Origin of the sequence: Plantibacter sp. Leaf1, assembly GCF_001421315.1 — a bacterium.
Taxonomy (GTDB): Bacteria; Actinomycetota; Actinomycetes; order Actinomycetales; family Microbacteriaceae; genus Plantibacter.
This window is the reverse complement of the sequence record NZ_LMJX01000002.1, coordinates 275,180-290,917: the sequence shown is the minus strand read 5'-3', so window position 1 is coordinate 290,917 and position 15,738 is coordinate 275,180. Positions and strand designations below refer to the sequence as shown.

General features: G+C 68.9%; 16 protein-coding genes. 14 read left to right on the top strand and 2 right to left on the bottom strand.

Annotation, left to right across the window (positions count from 1 at the left end; all coding sequences use genetic code 11):
* Nucleotides 1-32: 32 nt before the first annotated feature.
* Both ASE44_RS03610 and ASE44_RS03605 read right to left on the bottom strand, forming a co-directional pair.
* On the bottom strand, nt 33-1,262 hold the full coding sequence (locus ASE44_RS03610; protein WP_369796402.1) for a DUF349 domain-containing protein: 1,230 nt from the start codon (nt 1,260-1,262) through the stop codon (nt 33-35).
* Between the two features lie 133 nt (nt 1,263-1,395).
* Nucleotides 1,396-2,202 carry a peptidylprolyl isomerase gene (locus ASE44_RS03605; RefSeq protein ID WP_235522538.1) on the bottom strand — a complete coding sequence of 269 codons (807 nt, stop codon included), beginning with the start codon at nt 2,200-2,202 and terminating at the stop codon, nt 1,396-1,398.
* Nucleotides 2,203-2,363: 161 nt separating this feature from the next.
* Here ASE44_RS03605 and ASE44_RS03600 point away from each other — a divergent pair, with 161 nt between their 5' ends.
* The 14 genes from ASE44_RS03600 to ASE44_RS03535 all read left to right on the top strand — a co-directional run bounded on the left by ASE44_RS03600 (nt 2,364) and on the right by ASE44_RS03535 (nt 15,717).
* Nucleotides 2,364-3,809 carry a replication-associated recombination protein A gene (locus tag ASE44_RS03600; RefSeq protein ID WP_082455756.1) on the top strand — a complete coding sequence of 482 codons (1,446 nt, stop codon included), beginning with the start codon at nt 2,364-2,366 and terminating at the stop codon, nt 3,807-3,809.
* Between the two features lie 222 nt (nt 3,810-4,031).
* Nucleotides 4,032-4,661 carry a 30S ribosomal protein S4 gene (gene rpsD / locus ASE44_RS03595; protein WP_056005806.1) on the top strand — a complete coding sequence of 210 codons (630 nt, stop codon included), beginning with the start codon at nt 4,032-4,034 and terminating at the stop codon, nt 4,659-4,661.
* A 159-nt stretch (nt 4,662-4,820) separates the two neighbouring features.
* Nucleotides 4,821-5,054 carry a hypothetical protein gene (locus ASE44_RS03590; RefSeq protein ID WP_056005804.1) on the top strand — a complete coding sequence of 78 codons (234 nt, stop codon included), beginning with the start codon at nt 4,821-4,823 and terminating at the stop codon, nt 5,052-5,054.
* Nucleotides 5,055-5,125: 71 nt separating this feature from the next.
* Entirely contained in the window at nt 5,126-7,780 is a 2,655-nt protein-coding gene (gene alaS, locus ASE44_RS03585) for an alanine--tRNA ligase (RefSeq protein ID WP_056777487.1), read from the top strand.
* A 1-nt stretch (nt 7,781) separates the two neighbouring features.
* On the top strand, nt 7,782-8,249 hold the full coding sequence (ruvX, locus tag ASE44_RS03580; protein WP_157579778.1) for a Holliday junction resolvase RuvX: 468 nt from the start codon (nt 7,782-7,784) through the stop codon (nt 8,247-8,249).
* Nucleotides 8,250-8,262: 13 nt separating this feature from the next.
* On the top strand, nt 8,263-9,894 hold the full coding sequence (gene mltG, locus ASE44_RS03575; RefSeq protein WP_157579777.1) for an endolytic transglycosylase MltG: 1,632 nt from the start codon (nt 8,263-8,265) through the stop codon (nt 9,892-9,894).
* Between the two features lie 65 nt (nt 9,895-9,959).
* Nucleotides 9,960-10,820, top strand: a complete 861-nt coding sequence (locus tag ASE44_RS03570) for a shikimate dehydrogenase (RefSeq protein WP_235522537.1) — start codon at nt 9,960-9,962, stop codon at nt 10,818-10,820.
* Between the two features lie 75 nt (nt 10,821-10,895).
* Nucleotides 10,896-12,110 carry a chorismate synthase gene (gene aroC / locus ASE44_RS03565; RefSeq protein ID WP_056777484.1) on the top strand — a complete coding sequence of 405 codons (1,215 nt, stop codon included), beginning with the start codon at nt 10,896-10,898 and terminating at the stop codon, nt 12,108-12,110.
* On the top strand, nt 12,103-12,621 hold the full coding sequence (locus tag ASE44_RS03560) for a shikimate kinase (RefSeq protein WP_056777481.1): 519 nt from the start codon (nt 12,103-12,105) through the stop codon (nt 12,619-12,621). Before aroC ends, ASE44_RS03560 begins: the two co-directional genes overlap by 8 nt.
* Complete coding sequence (aroB, locus tag ASE44_RS03555; RefSeq protein WP_056777478.1) at nt 12,618-13,715, top strand: 3-dehydroquinate synthase; 1,098 nt, start codon at nt 12,618-12,620, stop codon at nt 13,713-13,715. Before ASE44_RS03560 ends, aroB begins: the two co-directional genes overlap by 4 nt.
* A gap of 52 nt (nt 13,716-13,767) precedes the next feature.
* Nucleotides 13,768-14,211, top strand: a complete 444-nt coding sequence (locus tag ASE44_RS03550; protein ID WP_056005787.1) for a type II 3-dehydroquinate dehydratase — start codon at nt 13,768-13,770, stop codon at nt 14,209-14,211.
* Between the two features lie 116 nt (nt 14,212-14,327).
* A complete protein-coding gene (gene efp / locus ASE44_RS03545) occupies nt 14,328-14,891 on the top strand; it encodes an elongation factor P (protein ID WP_056005785.1) in 564 nt (187 codons plus the stop codon).
* The gene (gene nusB / locus ASE44_RS03540; protein WP_056005782.1) at nt 14,888-15,304 is read left to right on the top strand and encodes a transcription antitermination factor NusB; all 417 of its coding nucleotides are present in this window, start codon (nt 14,888-14,890) and stop codon (nt 15,302-15,304) included. The genes efp and nusB overlap by 4 nt, the downstream gene beginning before the upstream one ends.
* A complete protein-coding gene (locus tag ASE44_RS03535) occupies nt 15,301-15,717 on the top strand; it encodes a VOC family protein (protein WP_235522536.1) in 417 nt (138 codons plus the stop codon). The genes nusB and ASE44_RS03535 overlap by 4 nt, the downstream gene beginning before the upstream one ends.
* The last annotated feature ends 21 nt before the right edge of the window (nt 15,718-15,738 follow it).

Here is a 15,738-nt window from a genome sequence, read left to right as displayed (position 1 = left end):
CGACCGGAGGGCGGGGCGTGGAGTGGATTCGCTCAGCGGATCGCGCCGAGCCACGCCTTCCGTGCGTCGAGGGCTTCGATGGCCGCCGTGAGCCGGTCGGCGTCGCCGGAGGCACGAGCAGCCTCCACCTCGTCCTCGAGCTTGGCGATGGCATCGGCGAGCTGGCTCGCGAGCCCTTCGGTGCGGGCCTTCGTCTCCGGGTTGTTCCGCTTCCAGTGCTCGTCCTCGAGCTGCTTCACATGCGACTCGACCTTGCGGAGTCGATCTTCGACGACCCGCACCTGCTCGCGGGGGACCTTGCCGATCTCGTCCCAACGACGCTGGATGTCGGTGAGCGCCTTGCGGGCAGAATCGCGGTTCGTGTTCGACAGGATCGGTTCGGCCTCGGTGAGCAGCGCGAGCTTCAGATCGAGGTTGCCCTGGAACTCCTCGTTGTCGCGTGCGTCGATCTCGGCCTTGGCACCGTAGATCGCATCGCCGGCGGCCTTGAACTTGGCCCAGAGCGCGTCGTCCTGACGCTTCCCGGCACGGGGGGACTGCTTCCACTCGTCGAGCAGGCTGCGGTAGGCCGGGATGCCGTCGGCGCCCTTCGCGATGAGTTCCTCGGCGCGCTCGACCAGCTTCTGCTTGATCGAGCGGGCCTCCTTGTGCACCGAGTCGAGCTCGGTGTAGAACGCACGTCGGTGCTGCTCGATCGCCGCGCGGGCGGTCCTGAACCGCTTCCACAGGTCGTTCGCGTCGTTCTTGGGGAGTCGTGGTCCGTCGTGCTGCTGGCGCTGCCACTCGGCGAACAGTTCGTCGAGTCGGCTGGAGGTCTGCTTCCACTGCACGCGCGCGGGATCCTGCTGCGCGAGCTGTTCGGCCTCCTCGACGATGGTGAGGCGGGCTCGGACCGCCTCGTCGAGGGCCGCCTTGCTCTCCTGGCTCTGGGCCTCGGTCAGCTCGGTCACCGTGCCGTCGAGGGCAGCGAGGCGGGTCAGGAGGGCCTGCAGGTTGCCGACCGCGTTGGCCGATTCCACCTGCTTGGTGATCGACTTGACCGCCTTCGCCACGTCGGCTGCCGGGGCTCCGCGCTTCGCGCGCTGTTCGAGCAGCGTCACCTGCCCGGCGAGATCGGTGAACTTCCGTTCGAAGTAGGCGAGTGCTTCCTCCTTGGAACCGTCGGGATACTGGCCGACCACTCGCTCGCCGTCGGCCTCACGGACGTAGACGGTACCGTCGTCGTCGACACGGCCCCACGGTTCGATCTCTGGACTGGTCACGCGCATCACCCTTGCTGTGTGTTGACCGCCGTTGATGGCGATCGTGATCGATCCACAAGCCTATTACCCCGAGCCGAGCTCGGGGAGACCGCTTGCGCCGGTCGGTTCCGTCTGGTGCAGGTTACTGCACCGGCTACTGCACCGTCACCGAGGTGATCGTGGCCGGCACCGCGGGCTTGCCGTCGCCGCTGCCGTCAGCGACCCCAGCGGACACGACGCCGGAGACGAGCTGGTCCAGGCCGCTCGTGATCTGCCCGAGGACGGTGTACCCGCCCGCGGCGTCCGACGGGATGGTCGAGTCCTGGTAGACGAGGAAGAACTGTGAGCCGTTGCTGTAGCCGTTCCCGCCCTGACGGGCCATCGCGATGGTGCCGGCCGGGTAGACGTCGTCCGTCGGGGCGTTCTCGACCGGGCCGTAGCTGTACCCGGGGCCCCCGGTGCCGGTGCCGTCCGGGTCGCCGCACTGGAGGACGTAGATCCCGCTCGTCGTGAGACGGTGGCACGTCACGCCGTCGTAGAAGCCGGACTGCGCGAGGGAGATGAAGGACGACACGCCCTGCGGTGCGCACGCGCCGTCGAGGGTCAGGTTCATGACGACGTCGTTGATCGTCATCTCGCCGGTCCAGTCCCGATCCTCGGCGACCGTGGTCGCGGGTACCGTTCCCGTGTTCACGCCGTCGGTCGCGCCGGTCACGCCGCACGCTCCCGCCTCGGCGGTGGCGGTCGGCGTCGCCACCGGGGCCCCAGGGCCGCCGGCGAAGAAGAAGACCTGTGCGGCGGTGGCGCCGGCCAGGACGAGGACGAGCGCCGCGGCCGCGATGACGTTGTCCCGCACCCGCCGCTTCGAGCGGTGCTCATGCACGGTACGACGGGCGTTGTAGGCACGCAGCCGTGCGCGTGCTGCGCGTGCCTCTTTGTCCGGACCCTTGCTCGTTGCCACGTCGTTCCCTCCAGGTGCCGTCGCGGTGAGCGGCGGCATCGCGCTGTCGTCTGGCGTCCCGCCTGCGGCGGGCTGCCCAGGAGAACCTTACGGGGACGGCTCCACGCGGACCAAACGACGCTGCGTGGAACCGTGTCCGAGGCTGCGGCTAGCCTGGAGGAATGTTCAGTCGAGGACCCGGCATCGCCGGCGCACCGGTCCCACTCGCCGTGCGCATGCGCCCTCGCAGCCTCGAGGAGGTCGCCGGTCAACAGCACCTGTTGCGCCCGGGTTCACCGCTCGTCCGACTCGCGAGCGACCGGGAGGGGACGCAGGCGGCCGTGTCGGTCATCCTCTGGGGCCCGCCGGGCACCGGTAAGACGACCCTGGCGCAGGCGATCGCCCACAGCTCGGGCCGACGCTTCGTCGAGCTCTCGGCGGTCACAGCAGGGGTGAAGGACGTCCGTCAGGTCATGGAGGAGGCGATGTCGAGCCGCGACCTCTACGGCAGCTCGACCGTCCTGTTCCTCGACGAGATCCACCGCTTCACCAAGGCGCAACAGGACGCCCTGCTGCCTGGGGTGGAGAACGGCTGGGTCATCCTCGTGGCCGCCACGACCGAGAACCCGTCGTTCTCCGTCATCTCCCCGTTGCTCTCCCGGTCGCTCCTGCTCACGCTCGAGCAGCTCAGCGACGACGACCTGGGCATCCTCATCGACCGCGCCGTCACCGATCCACGTGGCCTCGCCGGTCGCTTCACGGTCACCCCCGAGGCGCGGGCCGCGATCATCCAGCTCTCCTCCGGCGACGCCCGCCGAGCGCTCACCGCGTTGGAGGCGGCGGCCATCGCGGCCGACTCCGACCTCGGTGCGGCAGTCGACCCGGACGAGCTCGATCTCGACGACGTCGGCCTCCTGGACGTCGGCGACGAGGATGACGAGGACGAGGGAACGTCGGACGCGGGTGATGCAGGTGACGCGGCACCGCGCGGTCCCGTCATCACCGACGAACTCGTGTCCCAGGCGGTCGACCGCGCTCTGCTGCGATACGACCGGAACGGCGACGAGCACTACGACGTCATCAGCGCGTTCATCAAGAGCATCAGGGGTTCCGACGTCGACGCCGCGCTGCATTACCTGGCACGCATGATCGAGGCCGGGGAGGACCCGCGCTTCATCGCGCGCCGGATCATCATCTCGGCGGCCGAGGACATCGGCATCGCCGACCCGCAGGCGCTGCCGATCGCGGTCGCGGCGGCCGACGCCGTCCAGTTCATCGGCATGCCGGAGGGCAGGATCCCGCTCGCCGAAGCCGTGGTGTACCTGGCCACGGCGGCGAAGTCGAACGCGGCCTACGTCGCGATCGACCGGGCTATCGCCGACGTCCGCGCCGGAGCGTTCGGGCGCGTACCCAAGCCCATGCGCGACGCCCACTACGCGGGCGCCAAGCGTCTCGGACACGGCAAGGGCTACCGCTACCCGCACGACCACCCGATCGGTGTCGTCGCCCAGCAGTACCTCCCCGACGAGCTCACCGAGGTGCGCTACTACGAGCCCACCGACCACGGTCACGAGCGCGACATCTCGGCGCGGTTGGACAAGCTCCGCAAGATCGTCCGAGGCGAGTGAACCACCCGCGTCGGCGTCCGGCTGCCGAGGTCACCTCGTGCTAGTATTGATCCGCCTAGAACCGGTGTGACTGCGCGGCTGCTCGATCACCGTGTTCGACGGGCGTGTTCTGTAGCCGAACAGCCCCGGCGGACCCCTCTGACTTTGTCCGGTGTGATTCCGGATCACCGGCGCGTTCTCGCGTCGGTCATTCATCGTTTGAGACTTCATTGAAAGGAAACCGTGTCTACCAAGTCACGTACCCGCAGCAAGACCCGCCTCTCGCGGGCCCTCGGCATCGCCCTCACCCCGAAGGCTGCCAAGTACCTCGAGAAGCGTCCCTACGCTCCCGGTGAGCACGGCCGCACCAAGCGCAAGGCCGACAGCGACTACGCGGTCCGTCTGCGCGAGAAGCAGCGTCTGCGCGCCCAGTACGGCATCCGCGAGGCCCAGCTCAAGATCGCCTTCCAGGAAGCGCGTCGCACCCAGGGCCTGACCGGTGAGAACCTCGTCGAGATCCTCGAGACGCGTCTCGACGCGCTCGTCCTCCGCGCCGGCTTCGCCCGCACCACGGCTCAGGCCCGCCAGATGGTCGTGCACCGTCACATCATGGTCGACGGCCAGCTCGTCGACCGCCCGTCGTTCCGTGTGAAGCCGGGTCAGCTCATCCACGTCAAGCCGCGCTCCGAGGGCACCGAGCCCTTCCAGGTCGCTGCAGCCGGCGGCCACGTCGACGTCCTTCCGAAGGTGCCCTCGTACCTCTCGGTCGAGCTCGACAAGCTCCAGGCACGGCTCGAGCGTCGCCCCAAGCGCGCCGAGATCCCCGTGACCTGCGAGGTCCAGCTCGTCGTCGAGTACTACGCAGCCCGCTAGGACTGCGGCCCGGTCCCGGGCGAACCACGAAGAGGCATCGGCTCCGGCCGGTGCCTCTTCGTCGTTCACCGACGCCATCCGGTTCCAGGGCTCGACTACGATGGTTGCTTGGCACGCCCGAGCACACCCGGGTGATCGCACCGCAGATGAGGAGTCCCCATGAAGAACGTGTTCTGGCTGATCGTCGGTATCGGCGCCGGCTTCGTCGTCGCCCACGAGATCAACAAGACACAGTCCGGCAAGCGGTTCTTCTCCGAGCTCGACTCCCGCATCAGGGAGTTCACCGACACCGTCGGCGACGCCTACAAGGAGCGCGAGGCGCAGTTGCGCGACTCGGCGGAGACCGTCGTCTCCCGCGTCGAGGACGCTGCCGAAGGCCTTACCAAGCCGTGACGGTCCGCCCACCCGGGCACCGCCGCTGCTACACGAACATCGACACGCACACCCCCTGACGTACGGACACCATGGACACCGCTGACATCCGCTCCCGCTGGCTCACCTTCTTCGGCGATCGGGGGCACACCGTCGTCCCCTCCGCCTCGCTCGTCAGCGACGACCCGTCGTTGCTCTTCACGGTCGCGGGCATGGTGCCGTTCGTGCCGTACCTCACCGGGGTCGTCCCCGCGCCGTTCGATCGTGCGACGAGCGTCCAGAAGTGCATCAGGACCAACGACATCGAAGAGGTCGGCAAGACCCCTCGCCACGGCACCTTCTTCCAGATGAACGGCAACTTCTCCTTCGGCGACTACTTCAAGGAGGGGGCGATCACCTACGCCTGGGAGCTCCTGACCGGCAGTGAGTCGAGCGGCGGCCTCGCCTTCGACGAGAAGGACCTCTGGGTCACCGTCTACAAGGACGACGACGAGGCGATCGACCTGTGGAAGCGGGTCGCAGGTCTGCCGGAGCACCGGATCCAGCGTCTCGACAAGGACACCAACTACTGGTCGACCGGCCAGCCCGGTCCCGCAGGACCCTGCTCCGAGATCTTCTTCGACCGTGGCCCGAAGTACGGCATCGACGGTGGTCCCGCGACGGACGACGACCGCTACGTCGAGATCTGGAACCTCGTCTTCATGCAGTACCTGATCGAGAACGTACGCGGCAAGGTCGACTTCGACATCGTCGGTGAGCTCCCGAAGAAGAACATCGACACCGGGATGGGTCTCGAGCGCGTCGCCTTCCTCAAGCAGGGCGTCGAGAACATGTACGAGATCGACCAGGTCCGGCCCGTGCTCGACCGCGCGGCGGAGTTGAGCGGCCGTCGATACGGCGCGGATCACGACGACGACGTCCGCATGCGGGTCATCGCCGACCACGTGCGCTCCTCGCTCATGCTCATGAGCGACGGGATCACCCCGTCGAACGAAGGCCGCGGGTACATCCTCCGGCGCCTCATGCGTCGGACCGTCCGTGCCATGCGCCTCCTCGGTGTCGACACGGCCACCTTCCCCGAGCTCTTCTCCGCCTCTCGCGACGCCATGAAGGCGGCCTACCCCGAGGTGGAGGCCGACTTCGGCCGGATCTCGCAGAGCGCCTACGCCGAGGAGGAGACCTTCCTCCGCACACTGGCCAGCGGCACGACCATCCTCGACCTCGCCCTCGAGAAGACCAAGGAGTCCGGTCAGCCGGCACTCGCCGGGGATTCGGCCTTCCTCCTCCACGACACCTACGGGTTCCCGATCGACCTGACGCTCGAGATCGCGGAGGAGGCGGGTCTCTCCGTCGACCGCGGCGCGTTCGACTCCCTCATGACGGCACAGCGCCAGCGCGCGAAGGCCGACGCGAAGGCGAAGAAGAGCGTCCTCGCCGACCTCTCCGTGTACAGCGACATCCGCGCCAAGGGTGAGACGGTGTTCACCGGGTACACCGAGCTCGAGACCGAGAGTCGCATCCTCGGGATCATCGTCGACGGACACCCCGTCCAGCGTGCGGTCGCCGGAGACATCGCCGAGGTGATCCTCGCGGAGACCTCCCTCTACGCCGAGTCCGGTGGTCAGGAAGCCGACCAGGGCGTGATCGTCGGTCCCGGGTTCGAGCTCGAGGTCCTCGACGTCCAGAAGCCCGTGAAGGGCCTCATCGCGCACAAGGTGCAGGTGAGCCAGGGCGAGGTCGGTCTCGACGCCCCGGCGACCACGGTCGTCGACGCGAGCTACCGACGCGGGGCGCAGCAGGCGCACTCGGGGACGCACATCATCCACGCCGCCCTGCGGCAGGTCCTCGGTTCCAGCGCACACCAGTCCGGCTCGTCGAACAAGGCCGGCTACCTGCGGCTCGACTTCACGTGGAACCAGCCGCTCTCACCGGCGACGAAGACGGAGATCGAGGAGATCTCCAACAACGCGATCCGCGACAACCTGCAGGTGTCCACCCGCGAGATGGCGTTGGACGACGCGAAGGCGCTCGGAGCCATGGCGCTCTTCGGCGAGAAGTACGGCGAAACGGTCCGGGTCGTCGACATCGGCGGCCCCTGGTCTCGCGAACTGTGCGCGGGGACGCACGTCGACTCCAGTGCCGAGATCGGGCTCATCAGCTTGATCAGCGAGTCCTCGGTCGGTTCGACGAACCGTCGTGTCGAGTCCCTCGTCGGGTTGGAGGCCTTCCGTGACCTCACCGCTGAGCGGGCACTCGTGTCGCAGCTCTCCGGCAGCTTGAAGACCCCGAAGGAGCAGCTGCCGGAGCGGATCTCCGAGCTCGTCGCGAATCTCAAGGCCGCTGAGAAGAAGATCGCGGCCTTCGAAGCCCGCGGCCTGAGCGAACGCCTCCCGGCGCTCATGCAGACCGCGCACCAGGTCGGAGCGGTGTCGCTCGTGGCCGAGCACCTCGGCGAGCTCGGTTCACCGAACGACGTCCGCACGCTGGTCACGCAGCTCCGGGAGCGCCTCGGAACGGCTCCTGCCGTCGTCGCGCTCGGCGCCGTCGTCGCCGGGAAGCCGGCGATCGTGGTGGCGACCAACGAGGGTGCTCGCGACGCAGGGCTCAAGGCGGGGGCGCTCGTGCGGGTCGCCGCCGGCGTGCTCGGCGGCAACGGTGGCGGCAAGGACGACATGGCGCAGGGTGGCGGCGTCGACGCCGCCGCGCTGGGCGATGCGCTCGCGGCCGTCGCCCGCGAGATCGGCTGACGTGGAGGCGTTCCGCCGGGGCGTCCGCCTCGGCGTCGACGTCGGGAAGGCGCGGGTCGGGGTCGCGCGGAGCGACCCCGACGGTCTGCTCGCCACCCCCGTGGAGACGGTTCAGCGCGACCTCGGAGGCGACGCCGACCTCAGGGCGATCGCTGCGATCGCGACGGAGCTCGGCGCGGTCGAGCTGGTCGTCGGGCTTCCCATCGCACTGTCGGGCAAGGACACCGCGTCCACGCAGGACGCCCGGGAGTTCGCGGCGAGACTGGTGGCCCTGACAGGAGTCCCAGGCCGATTGGTCGACGAGCGGTTGACGACGGTGACCGCGCACAGCGCCTTGCGCTCGGCTGGAAAACGGCAGAAGCAGACGCGTTCGATTGTCGATCAAGTGGCGGCCGTCATACTCTTGCAGTACGCCCTCGACGCCGAACGCGGTTCGGGGCGTCCCCCCGGAACCCTCGTCGACCCGTGAACAGGACGTGCCTGTGTCGAATCTGACACCTCAGAACAGCCCAGAAGACGACCCGCTGGCGGACCTCTTCACGTCCGAGCGGAACGCCGCGGGCCCAGAGCAGCCGGCACCGTTGTCCCGTCGAGAGGCCCGCCAGCGACGCGAAGCGGCTGCCGCCTCATCGGCGCCGGCCGACCAGGGGGACCTCACCGAGGCTGCGGACCGCGAGGCCGCAGAGGCACCGGGCGGAGCGAACCAGAGCGCCTCCGTTTCGAACCCGGGCCCCACGGCCCCCTCCGCGACGGCGGCCACCACGCCGCTCGATCGAGTGCCGTCCGAATCGTCCGACGCCTCGCCGGCCGCCGCGTCGTCGCCCACCTCGACCGCCACCGGCCCGGAATCGGGCGACGCCGAATCATCCGCGCCCCGTTCGCTCACCGAAGAACCGTCGCCGAAGCCGGCCAGGACGACCACCATCCCCGCGTTCGAGGACCTGCTCGCCGAGGACGACTCCGCCGACGAGGCCGGAGCGCAACCCATCCACCGAGGGCGACGACGCTCGCTCGCCGGCGGCGAGCCGCCCAAGCGGCGCCGCGGCCGTCGCGGACTCATCGCCCTCATCGTGTCGATCGTCGTCGTCGGCGGTCTCGCGGCCTGCGCCGCGGTCGTCTGGACGAGCTACGAGCCGCAGATCCGGAAGGTGCTCGGTTGGGAGGAGCCCAACGACTTCGAAGGCGCCGGGAGCGGCGAGGTCGTCGTGATGATCAACGAGGGCGACATCGGAGAGGACATCGCGACGAACCTGCACGACGCTGGTGTCACGAAGTCGTTCGACGCCTTCTACGACCTCCTCCTCGCGCAGCCGACCCAGCCGGAGTTCTTCCCCGGGGCGTACAAGCTGAAGCTCAAGATGAGCGCCGAAACCGCCCTCGCGGCGCTGACCGATGAAGCGAACCGTATGGAGGACACCTTCGTGATCCCCGAGGGGACCGCCGAGCAGGACGCCCTGCCGTCCATCGCCGAGGGGACCGGCATCCCACTGGAGGAGCTGCAGGCCGCGGCCTCCGACGTCGCGTCGTTCGGCCTGCCCGCCGAGGCGACTTCCCTCGAGGGCTTCCTGTTCCCGGCCACGTACAGCCTCCCGGACGGCGGCGATGCGCACGCGGTCCTGCAGACCCTCGTGAACCGGTCGTTCCAGGCCCTCGACGACGCCGGCGTGAAGCCGGAGGACCGCTGGAAGACGATCGTCCTCGCCTCGCTCATCCAGAAGGAGGCCGGCCTCCGCGACGACTACTACAAGGTCTCGCGGGTCTTCCTCAACCGTCTCGACCCGTCCCAGTGGGAGAGCGGCCTGTTGCAGTCCGACGCGACGGTGGCCTACGGCACGGGGAACACGCACCGCGTCTCGACCACGGACGCCGAGCGCGAGGACGCCTCGAACCCCTACAACACCTACGTCCACCCGGGGATGGTCGTCCGACCGATCTCCAACCCGGGCGACCTGGCGATCGACGCGGCGTTGCACCCGGCGGAGGGTCCCTGGCTCTACTTCGTCACCTGGAACCTCGACTCCGGCGAGACCATCTTCTCCACCACCCAGGAGGAGCACGAGGCAGCGGTCGACAAGTGGTTGTCCTGGATGGACGAACACCCCGAGTACCAGTAGCCGTGCAGGACACCATGCGGGGAACGGAACCGGCTGACGGACCTGAAGTCCGAACTTGCCTGGCCGTGCTCGGGTCGCCGATCGAGCACTCCAAGTCACCGGCCCTGCACACGGCCGCCTACCGGGTGCTCGGCCTGGACTGGAGCTACGGTCGACACGAGCTCGACGCCGCCCGGCTCGACGCCTTCTTGGACGACCTCGGTCCGGCGTGGCGCGGCCTCTCCCTGACCATGCCGTTGAAGCATCGCGCGCTCGAACTCGTCGACCACGCCGACCGTGCAGCCCACGAGACGGGAGCCGTCAACACCGTTCGCATCGGGTACACCGCGGACGGCGCTCGACGGGTGGAGGGCTTCAACACCGACGTCGGCGGGATCGTGCGGGCGATCGGCGCGGCGGGTGTCGACGTGGTCACGGGCGCCGTCGTGCTCGGCGGGGGAGCGACGGCAGCCTCCGCGATCATGGCGGTGGCCGAGCTCGGCGCGCAGGAGGTGCACGTGGCACTCCGCACGCCGGCGCAGGCGCAGCCGCTCCAGACGCTGGCCGAGCACCTGGGGCTGCGATTCGGTTCAGGACCGATCGACGGCCGAGTGCCCGATGCGCCGCTCGTCATCAGCACGCTCCCTGGCGGCGCGCTCACCGAACCGGGTCCCGTGCTGACCCTGGCACCCGGCGGACTGCTGCTCGACGTCGCGTACGATCCCTGGCCCAGTGCGCTCGCGACGGCCTGGTCGGCGGCCGGAGGGTCCGTCCTCAGCGGCTTGTCGATGCTCGTCCATCAGGCACTGCTGCAGGTGCGGATCTTCGTGCACGGCGATCCCTCGGTCCCGCTCGACGAGGAGCCGGCGGTCCTCGGCGCCATGCTCGCAGCCGTCGACCTGGACGCGACGGGGACACCGGTCGACGGATCTCACCCTCAGAGATGACCGAACGGGCCACGATCGGCCGGCGTCCGGTCCGCCGCGCACCGGCGGGTCCCGGCTCTGTGGAAGGATAGGTCCATGCTTCGTTGGCTCACTGCCGGAGAGTCTCACGGCCCGGAACTCATCGCCGTCCTCGAGGGACTCCCGTCCGGCGTCCCCATCTCCATGGACGGCATTCGTGCCGACCTCGCCCGCCGCAAGCTCGGCTACGGCCGCGGCTCCCGCATGAAGTTCGAGGCGGACGAGCTGCATCTCTCGGGTGGCGTCCGTCACGGCTTCTCGATGGGTAGCCCGGTCGCGATCCGCGTCGGCAACACCGAGTGGCCGAAGTGGGAAGAGGTGATGAGCCCCGAGCCGACCGAGGTCTCCGAGAAGTCCCGCGGTCGCAGCGCAGCCCTCACCCGTCCTCGCCCCGGTCACGCCGATCTCACCGGCATGCAGAAGTACGGCTTCGACGAGGCCCGCCCCGTCCTCGAGCGCGCGAGCGCTCGGGAGACCGCCGCTCGCGTCGCCCTCGGCGCCGTCGCGCGGTCCTTCCTCGCAGAACTCGGGATCACGCTCGTCAGCCACACCCTGTCGATCGGCCCCGTCCGCGTGCCGGAGGACGCCCGGCTCCCGCTCCCGTCCGACGTCGACGCACTCGACGCCGATCCGCTGCGCTGCTTCGACGCCGCCACGTCCGAGCGGATGGTCGCCGAGGTCGACGCGGCCAAGAAGGACGGCGACACCCTCGGTGGCATCGTCGAGGTCCTGGCCTACGGTCTCCCGCCGGGCCTCGGCTCGTACGTGCACTGGGATCGTCGGCTCGACGCCCGGCTCGCGGCCGCGCTCATGGGCATCCAGGCCATCAAGGGCGTCGAGGTCGGCGACGGCTTCCTCACCACGACACGCCGTGGCTCGGCGGCACACGACGAACTCGTCCAGGAGGCCGACGGCATCGCGCGTCAGAGCGATCGCGCCGGTGGCACCGAGGGCGGCATGACGACGGGCACGGTCCTCCGTGTCCGTGCCGGCATGAAGCCCATCGCGACGGTCCCGCGCTCGCTCCGGACGGTCGACGTCGCGACGAGCGAGGCCGCGACCGCCCACCACCAGCGGTCCGACGTCTGTGCGGTGCCAGCCTCGGGCGTCGTGGCCGAGGCCATGGTCGCCCTCGTCCTCGCCGAGGCGGTGCTGGAGAAGTTCGGCGGCGACTCGGTCACCGAGACGAAGCGCAACCTCGACGGATACCTCGCGGCGATCCCGTCGAACCTGCGCACGCGAGGCGATCACGCCTCCGGCGCCGATGCCTGATCAGGCCGACGGGCTCCGGCTCCCGGTCGTCCTGATCGGACCGATGGGCTCGGGGAAGAGCCGCGTCGGCAAGCAGCTCGCGAAACGCCTCGGGCTCCCGTTCGTCGATACCGACAACGTCGTCTCCGGCGAGCACGGCCCCATTGCACGGATCTTCGAGCAGCACGGTGAAGCGCACTTCCGTGCCCTCGAGCGCGAGGCGGTCGCGGCGGCGCTCGCACAGCCGGCGATCGTGTCACTGGGTGGAGGAGCAGTCCTCGACGAGGACACACAGCGTGAGCTCTCCGATGCTCGGGTCGTGCTGCTCACCGTGACCGAGCAGGCCGTGCTGGCACGGGCCAACCTCGACAAACGGCCGCTCCTCCGCGACGATCCCGGTGCCTGGTCACGCATCGCCGCAGCACGCCGCCCCCTCTACGAACGACTCGCGGATGTCACCTTCGACACCTCGCACCGACCCATCTCAGGCATCGTCGACGAGCTCGTCGCCTGGGTGAAGGAGCCTGCATGAGCACCGAACCGACCACCTCGTCCGAGCGCACCGTCATCGAGGTCACGGGCTCCGCACCGTACTCGATCACGATCGGTCGCGGGCTCGAGGACACGATCGTCGACGCACTGGGCACGGGCGTGCAGCGGGTCCTCATCGTGCACCCGTCGACACTGGGGGAGAAGGCCTCGAAGCTGCGCGAGTCCCTCAGCGACCGCTACCAGGTGCTCCTTGCCGAGGTGCCCGACGCCGAAGCCGGCAAGCGCGTCGAGGTCGCCGCGTTCTGTTGGGGCGTGCTCGGGCAGGCCGATTTCACGCGATCCGACGCGGTCATCGGTTTCGGCGGCGGCGCGGTCACCGACCTCGCCGGCTTCGTGGCGGCCACCTGGCTGCGCGGCGTCCGACTCGTGCAGCTCCCGACGACGGTCCTCGGCATGGTCGATGCGGCGGTCGGCGGGAAGACGGGCATCAACACCGCCGAGGGCAAGAACCTCGTCGGCGCCTTCTACGCACCCGCTGCCGTGATCGCGGACCTCGACACCCTCGACACGCTGCCGAAGAACGAGATCCTCGCGGGCTTCGCTGAGGTCGCCAAGGCCGGGTTCATCCGTTACCCCGAGATCCTCGACCTCATCGAGGCGGACGTCGACGCGGCCACCGATCCGACGACCCCGGCCTTCCGCCGATGCATCGAGCTCGCCATCCGGATGAAGGCCGACGTCGTCAGCGAGGACTTCACCGAACAGGGGCTCCGCGAGATCCTCAACTACGGCCACACCCTGGGTCACGCGATCGAGCACGCCGAGCGCTACCAGTGGCGGCACGGCGCCGCCGTCGCCATCGGCATGATGTACGTCGCGGAGCTGTCCCGTCTCGCGGGTCGGTTGTCTGACGAGGTCGTCGACCGCCACCGCCGTGTCCTGGAGTCGCTCAGCCTGCCGACCGCATATCCCGTCGGTCGCTGGAACACCCTCCTCGCCACCATGCAGCGCGACAAGAAGACCCGTGGGTCGATGTTGCGGTTCATCGTGCTCGACGACCTGGCCAAGCCGACCGTCCTGCAGGGCCCCGAGACCTCGCTGCTGTTCGCCGCCTACCAGGAGATCGGCTCCTGATCGACGCCAACGCGCGCCGCGAGCGCTCGTCCGGAACGGATACCCTCGACACATGACCACCGTGCTCGTCCTCAACGGACCGAACCTCGGACGCCTCGGCAGCCGCGAACCCGACGTCTACGGCTCGGCCGACCTCGATGCACTGCGCACGCTGCTCGAGGGAGAGGCGGGTACCGGGACACGGATCGACCTCCGCCAGACGGACGACGAGGGCGAACTCATCGGCTGGCTCCACGAGGCTGTGGATGCACGGACACCGGTGATCCTGAATCCCGCAGCGTTCACGCATTACAGCTACGGCCTCCGGGATGCCGCGGCCATGGTCACCAAAGCGGGTCTCATCCTCGTCGAGGTGCACCTGTCGAATCCGCACACCCGGGAGACGTTCCGACACACGAGCGTCATCTCGGCGGTCGCGACCGGGGTCATCGCCGGATTCGGTTTCGACTCCTACCGTCTCGCACTCGACCTCGTCGTGCGCCGGACCACCGCCTGACGACCGACACGACCCGGAACGCCACGGCCGCGTTGGTCAGCGGTACTCCCAGCGGTTACACTCGTTCGTTGGGTCGTATCCGGCCGCACACTTTCCACGAACGGACATTCTCGCGCATGGCTTCTACCGCTGACATCAAGAACGGCATCGTCCTGAACATCGACGGGCAGCTCTGGACGGTGATCGAGTTCCAGCACGTCAAGCCGGGCAAGGGTGGCGCGTTCGTCCGCACCAAGATGAAGAACATCATGACCGGCAAGGTCGTCGACAAGACGTACAACGCGGGCACGAAGATCGACGTCGAGAACGTGGACCGTCGCGACTTCACCTACCTGTACGCGGACGGCGACTCCTTCGTGTTCATGGACAAGAGCGACTACGACCAGATCACGATCCCGGCCGTCGTCGTGGGCGACACCAAGAACTTCCTCCTGGAGAACCAGGACGTCACGGTCGCCCTCAACAACGGCAACCCGCTGTACGTCGAGCTCCCCGCGTCGGTCATCCTCGAGGTCACCTACACGGAGCCCGGTCTCCAGGGCGACCGCTCGACCGGCGGCACGAAGCCGGCGACCGTCGAGACCGGCTACGAGATCCAGGTCCCGCTGTTCCTCGAGACCGGCACCAAGGTCAAGGTCGACACCCGCACCGGTGACTACCTCGGTCGCGTCAACGAGTGAGCGCTCGGACCAAGGCGCGGAAACGCGCCCTCGATCTCCTGTACCAGGCCGACGTCCGTCAGCAGACCCTCGCCGAGGTCCTCTCGGCTGAGGCGGCACGTGCGGTCAGCGAACCCGACCGCCAGGCCTCCTGGCTGTACGCCCGCGAGATCGTCGACGGCGTCGGCGACCACGCCGAGGAGATCGACGAGCAGATCGAGACGTACGCCCAGGGCTGGACCCTCGCGCGGATGCCGACGGTCGACCGCGCCATCCTCCGGATCGCCATCTGGGAGATCCTGTTCAACGACGAGGTGCCGCACGGCGTCGCCATCGACGAGGCGGTCGAAGCGGCCAAGACGCTGTCGACCGACGACTCGGCGGGGTTCATCAACGGGCTCCTCGGCAAGATCTCGCAGATCAACCCGCGATGACCATGGGCGACGAGACCGGCCCGGCCCTGCCGCTGAAGCGCGTGCACCACATCGCGATCATCGCCAGCGACTACGAGCGGTCGAAGCGCTTCTACACCTCGGTGCTCGGCTGCGAGCTGATCACCGAGGTGTACCGCGCGGAGCGCGACTCCTGGATGGGCGACCTCGCCCTGAACGGCGAGTACCTCATCGAGCTGTTCTCCTTCCCGGACCCGCCGGCGCGCGCATCAGGGCCCGAAGCGCTCGGTCTGCGGCACCTGGCGTTCGCGGTCGACGACGTCGACGCCGGCCACGCCCGTCTGGTCGAGCTGGGTGTGCGGGTCGAAGACGTCCGGATCGACCCGCACACCTCCCGGAAGATGCTGTTCTTCTTCGATCCCGACGGTCTCCCGTTGGAGCTCTACGAGGCCTGATCCGGCTGCTAGGCTCGGGTG

What these genes read in the sequence shown, in the direction of transcription:
- alaS (WP_056777487.1), top strand. Translation starts at nt 5,126, where the DNA reads ATGGACACCGCTGACATCCGCTCCCGCTGGCTCACCTTCTTCGGCGAT.
- ASE44_RS03535 (WP_235522536.1), top strand. Translation starts at nt 15,301, where the DNA reads ATGACCATGGGCGACGAGACCGGCCCGGCCCTGCCGCTGAAGCGCGTG.
- ASE44_RS03590 (WP_056005804.1), top strand. Translation starts at nt 4,821, where the DNA reads ATGAAGAACGTGTTCTGGCTGATCGTCGGTATCGGCGCCGGCTTCGTC.
- ASE44_RS03560 (WP_056777481.1), top strand. Translation starts at nt 12,103, where the DNA reads ATGCCTGATCAGGCCGACGGGCTCCGGCTCCCGGTCGTCCTGATCGGA.
- aroB (WP_056777478.1), top strand. Translation starts at nt 12,618, where the DNA reads ATGAGCACCGAACCGACCACCTCGTCCGAGCGCACCGTCATCGAGGTC.
- ASE44_RS03600 (WP_082455756.1), top strand. Translation starts at nt 2,364, where the DNA reads ATGTTCAGTCGAGGACCCGGCATCGCCGGCGCACCGGTCCCACTCGCC.
- ASE44_RS03550 (WP_056005787.1), top strand. Translation starts at nt 13,768, where the DNA reads ATGACCACCGTGCTCGTCCTCAACGGACCGAACCTCGGACGCCTCGGC.
- aroC (WP_056777484.1), top strand. Translation starts at nt 10,896, where the DNA reads ATGCTTCGTTGGCTCACTGCCGGAGAGTCTCACGGCCCGGAACTCATC.
- efp (WP_056005785.1), top strand. Translation starts at nt 14,328, where the DNA reads ATGGCTTCTACCGCTGACATCAAGAACGGCATCGTCCTGAACATCGAC.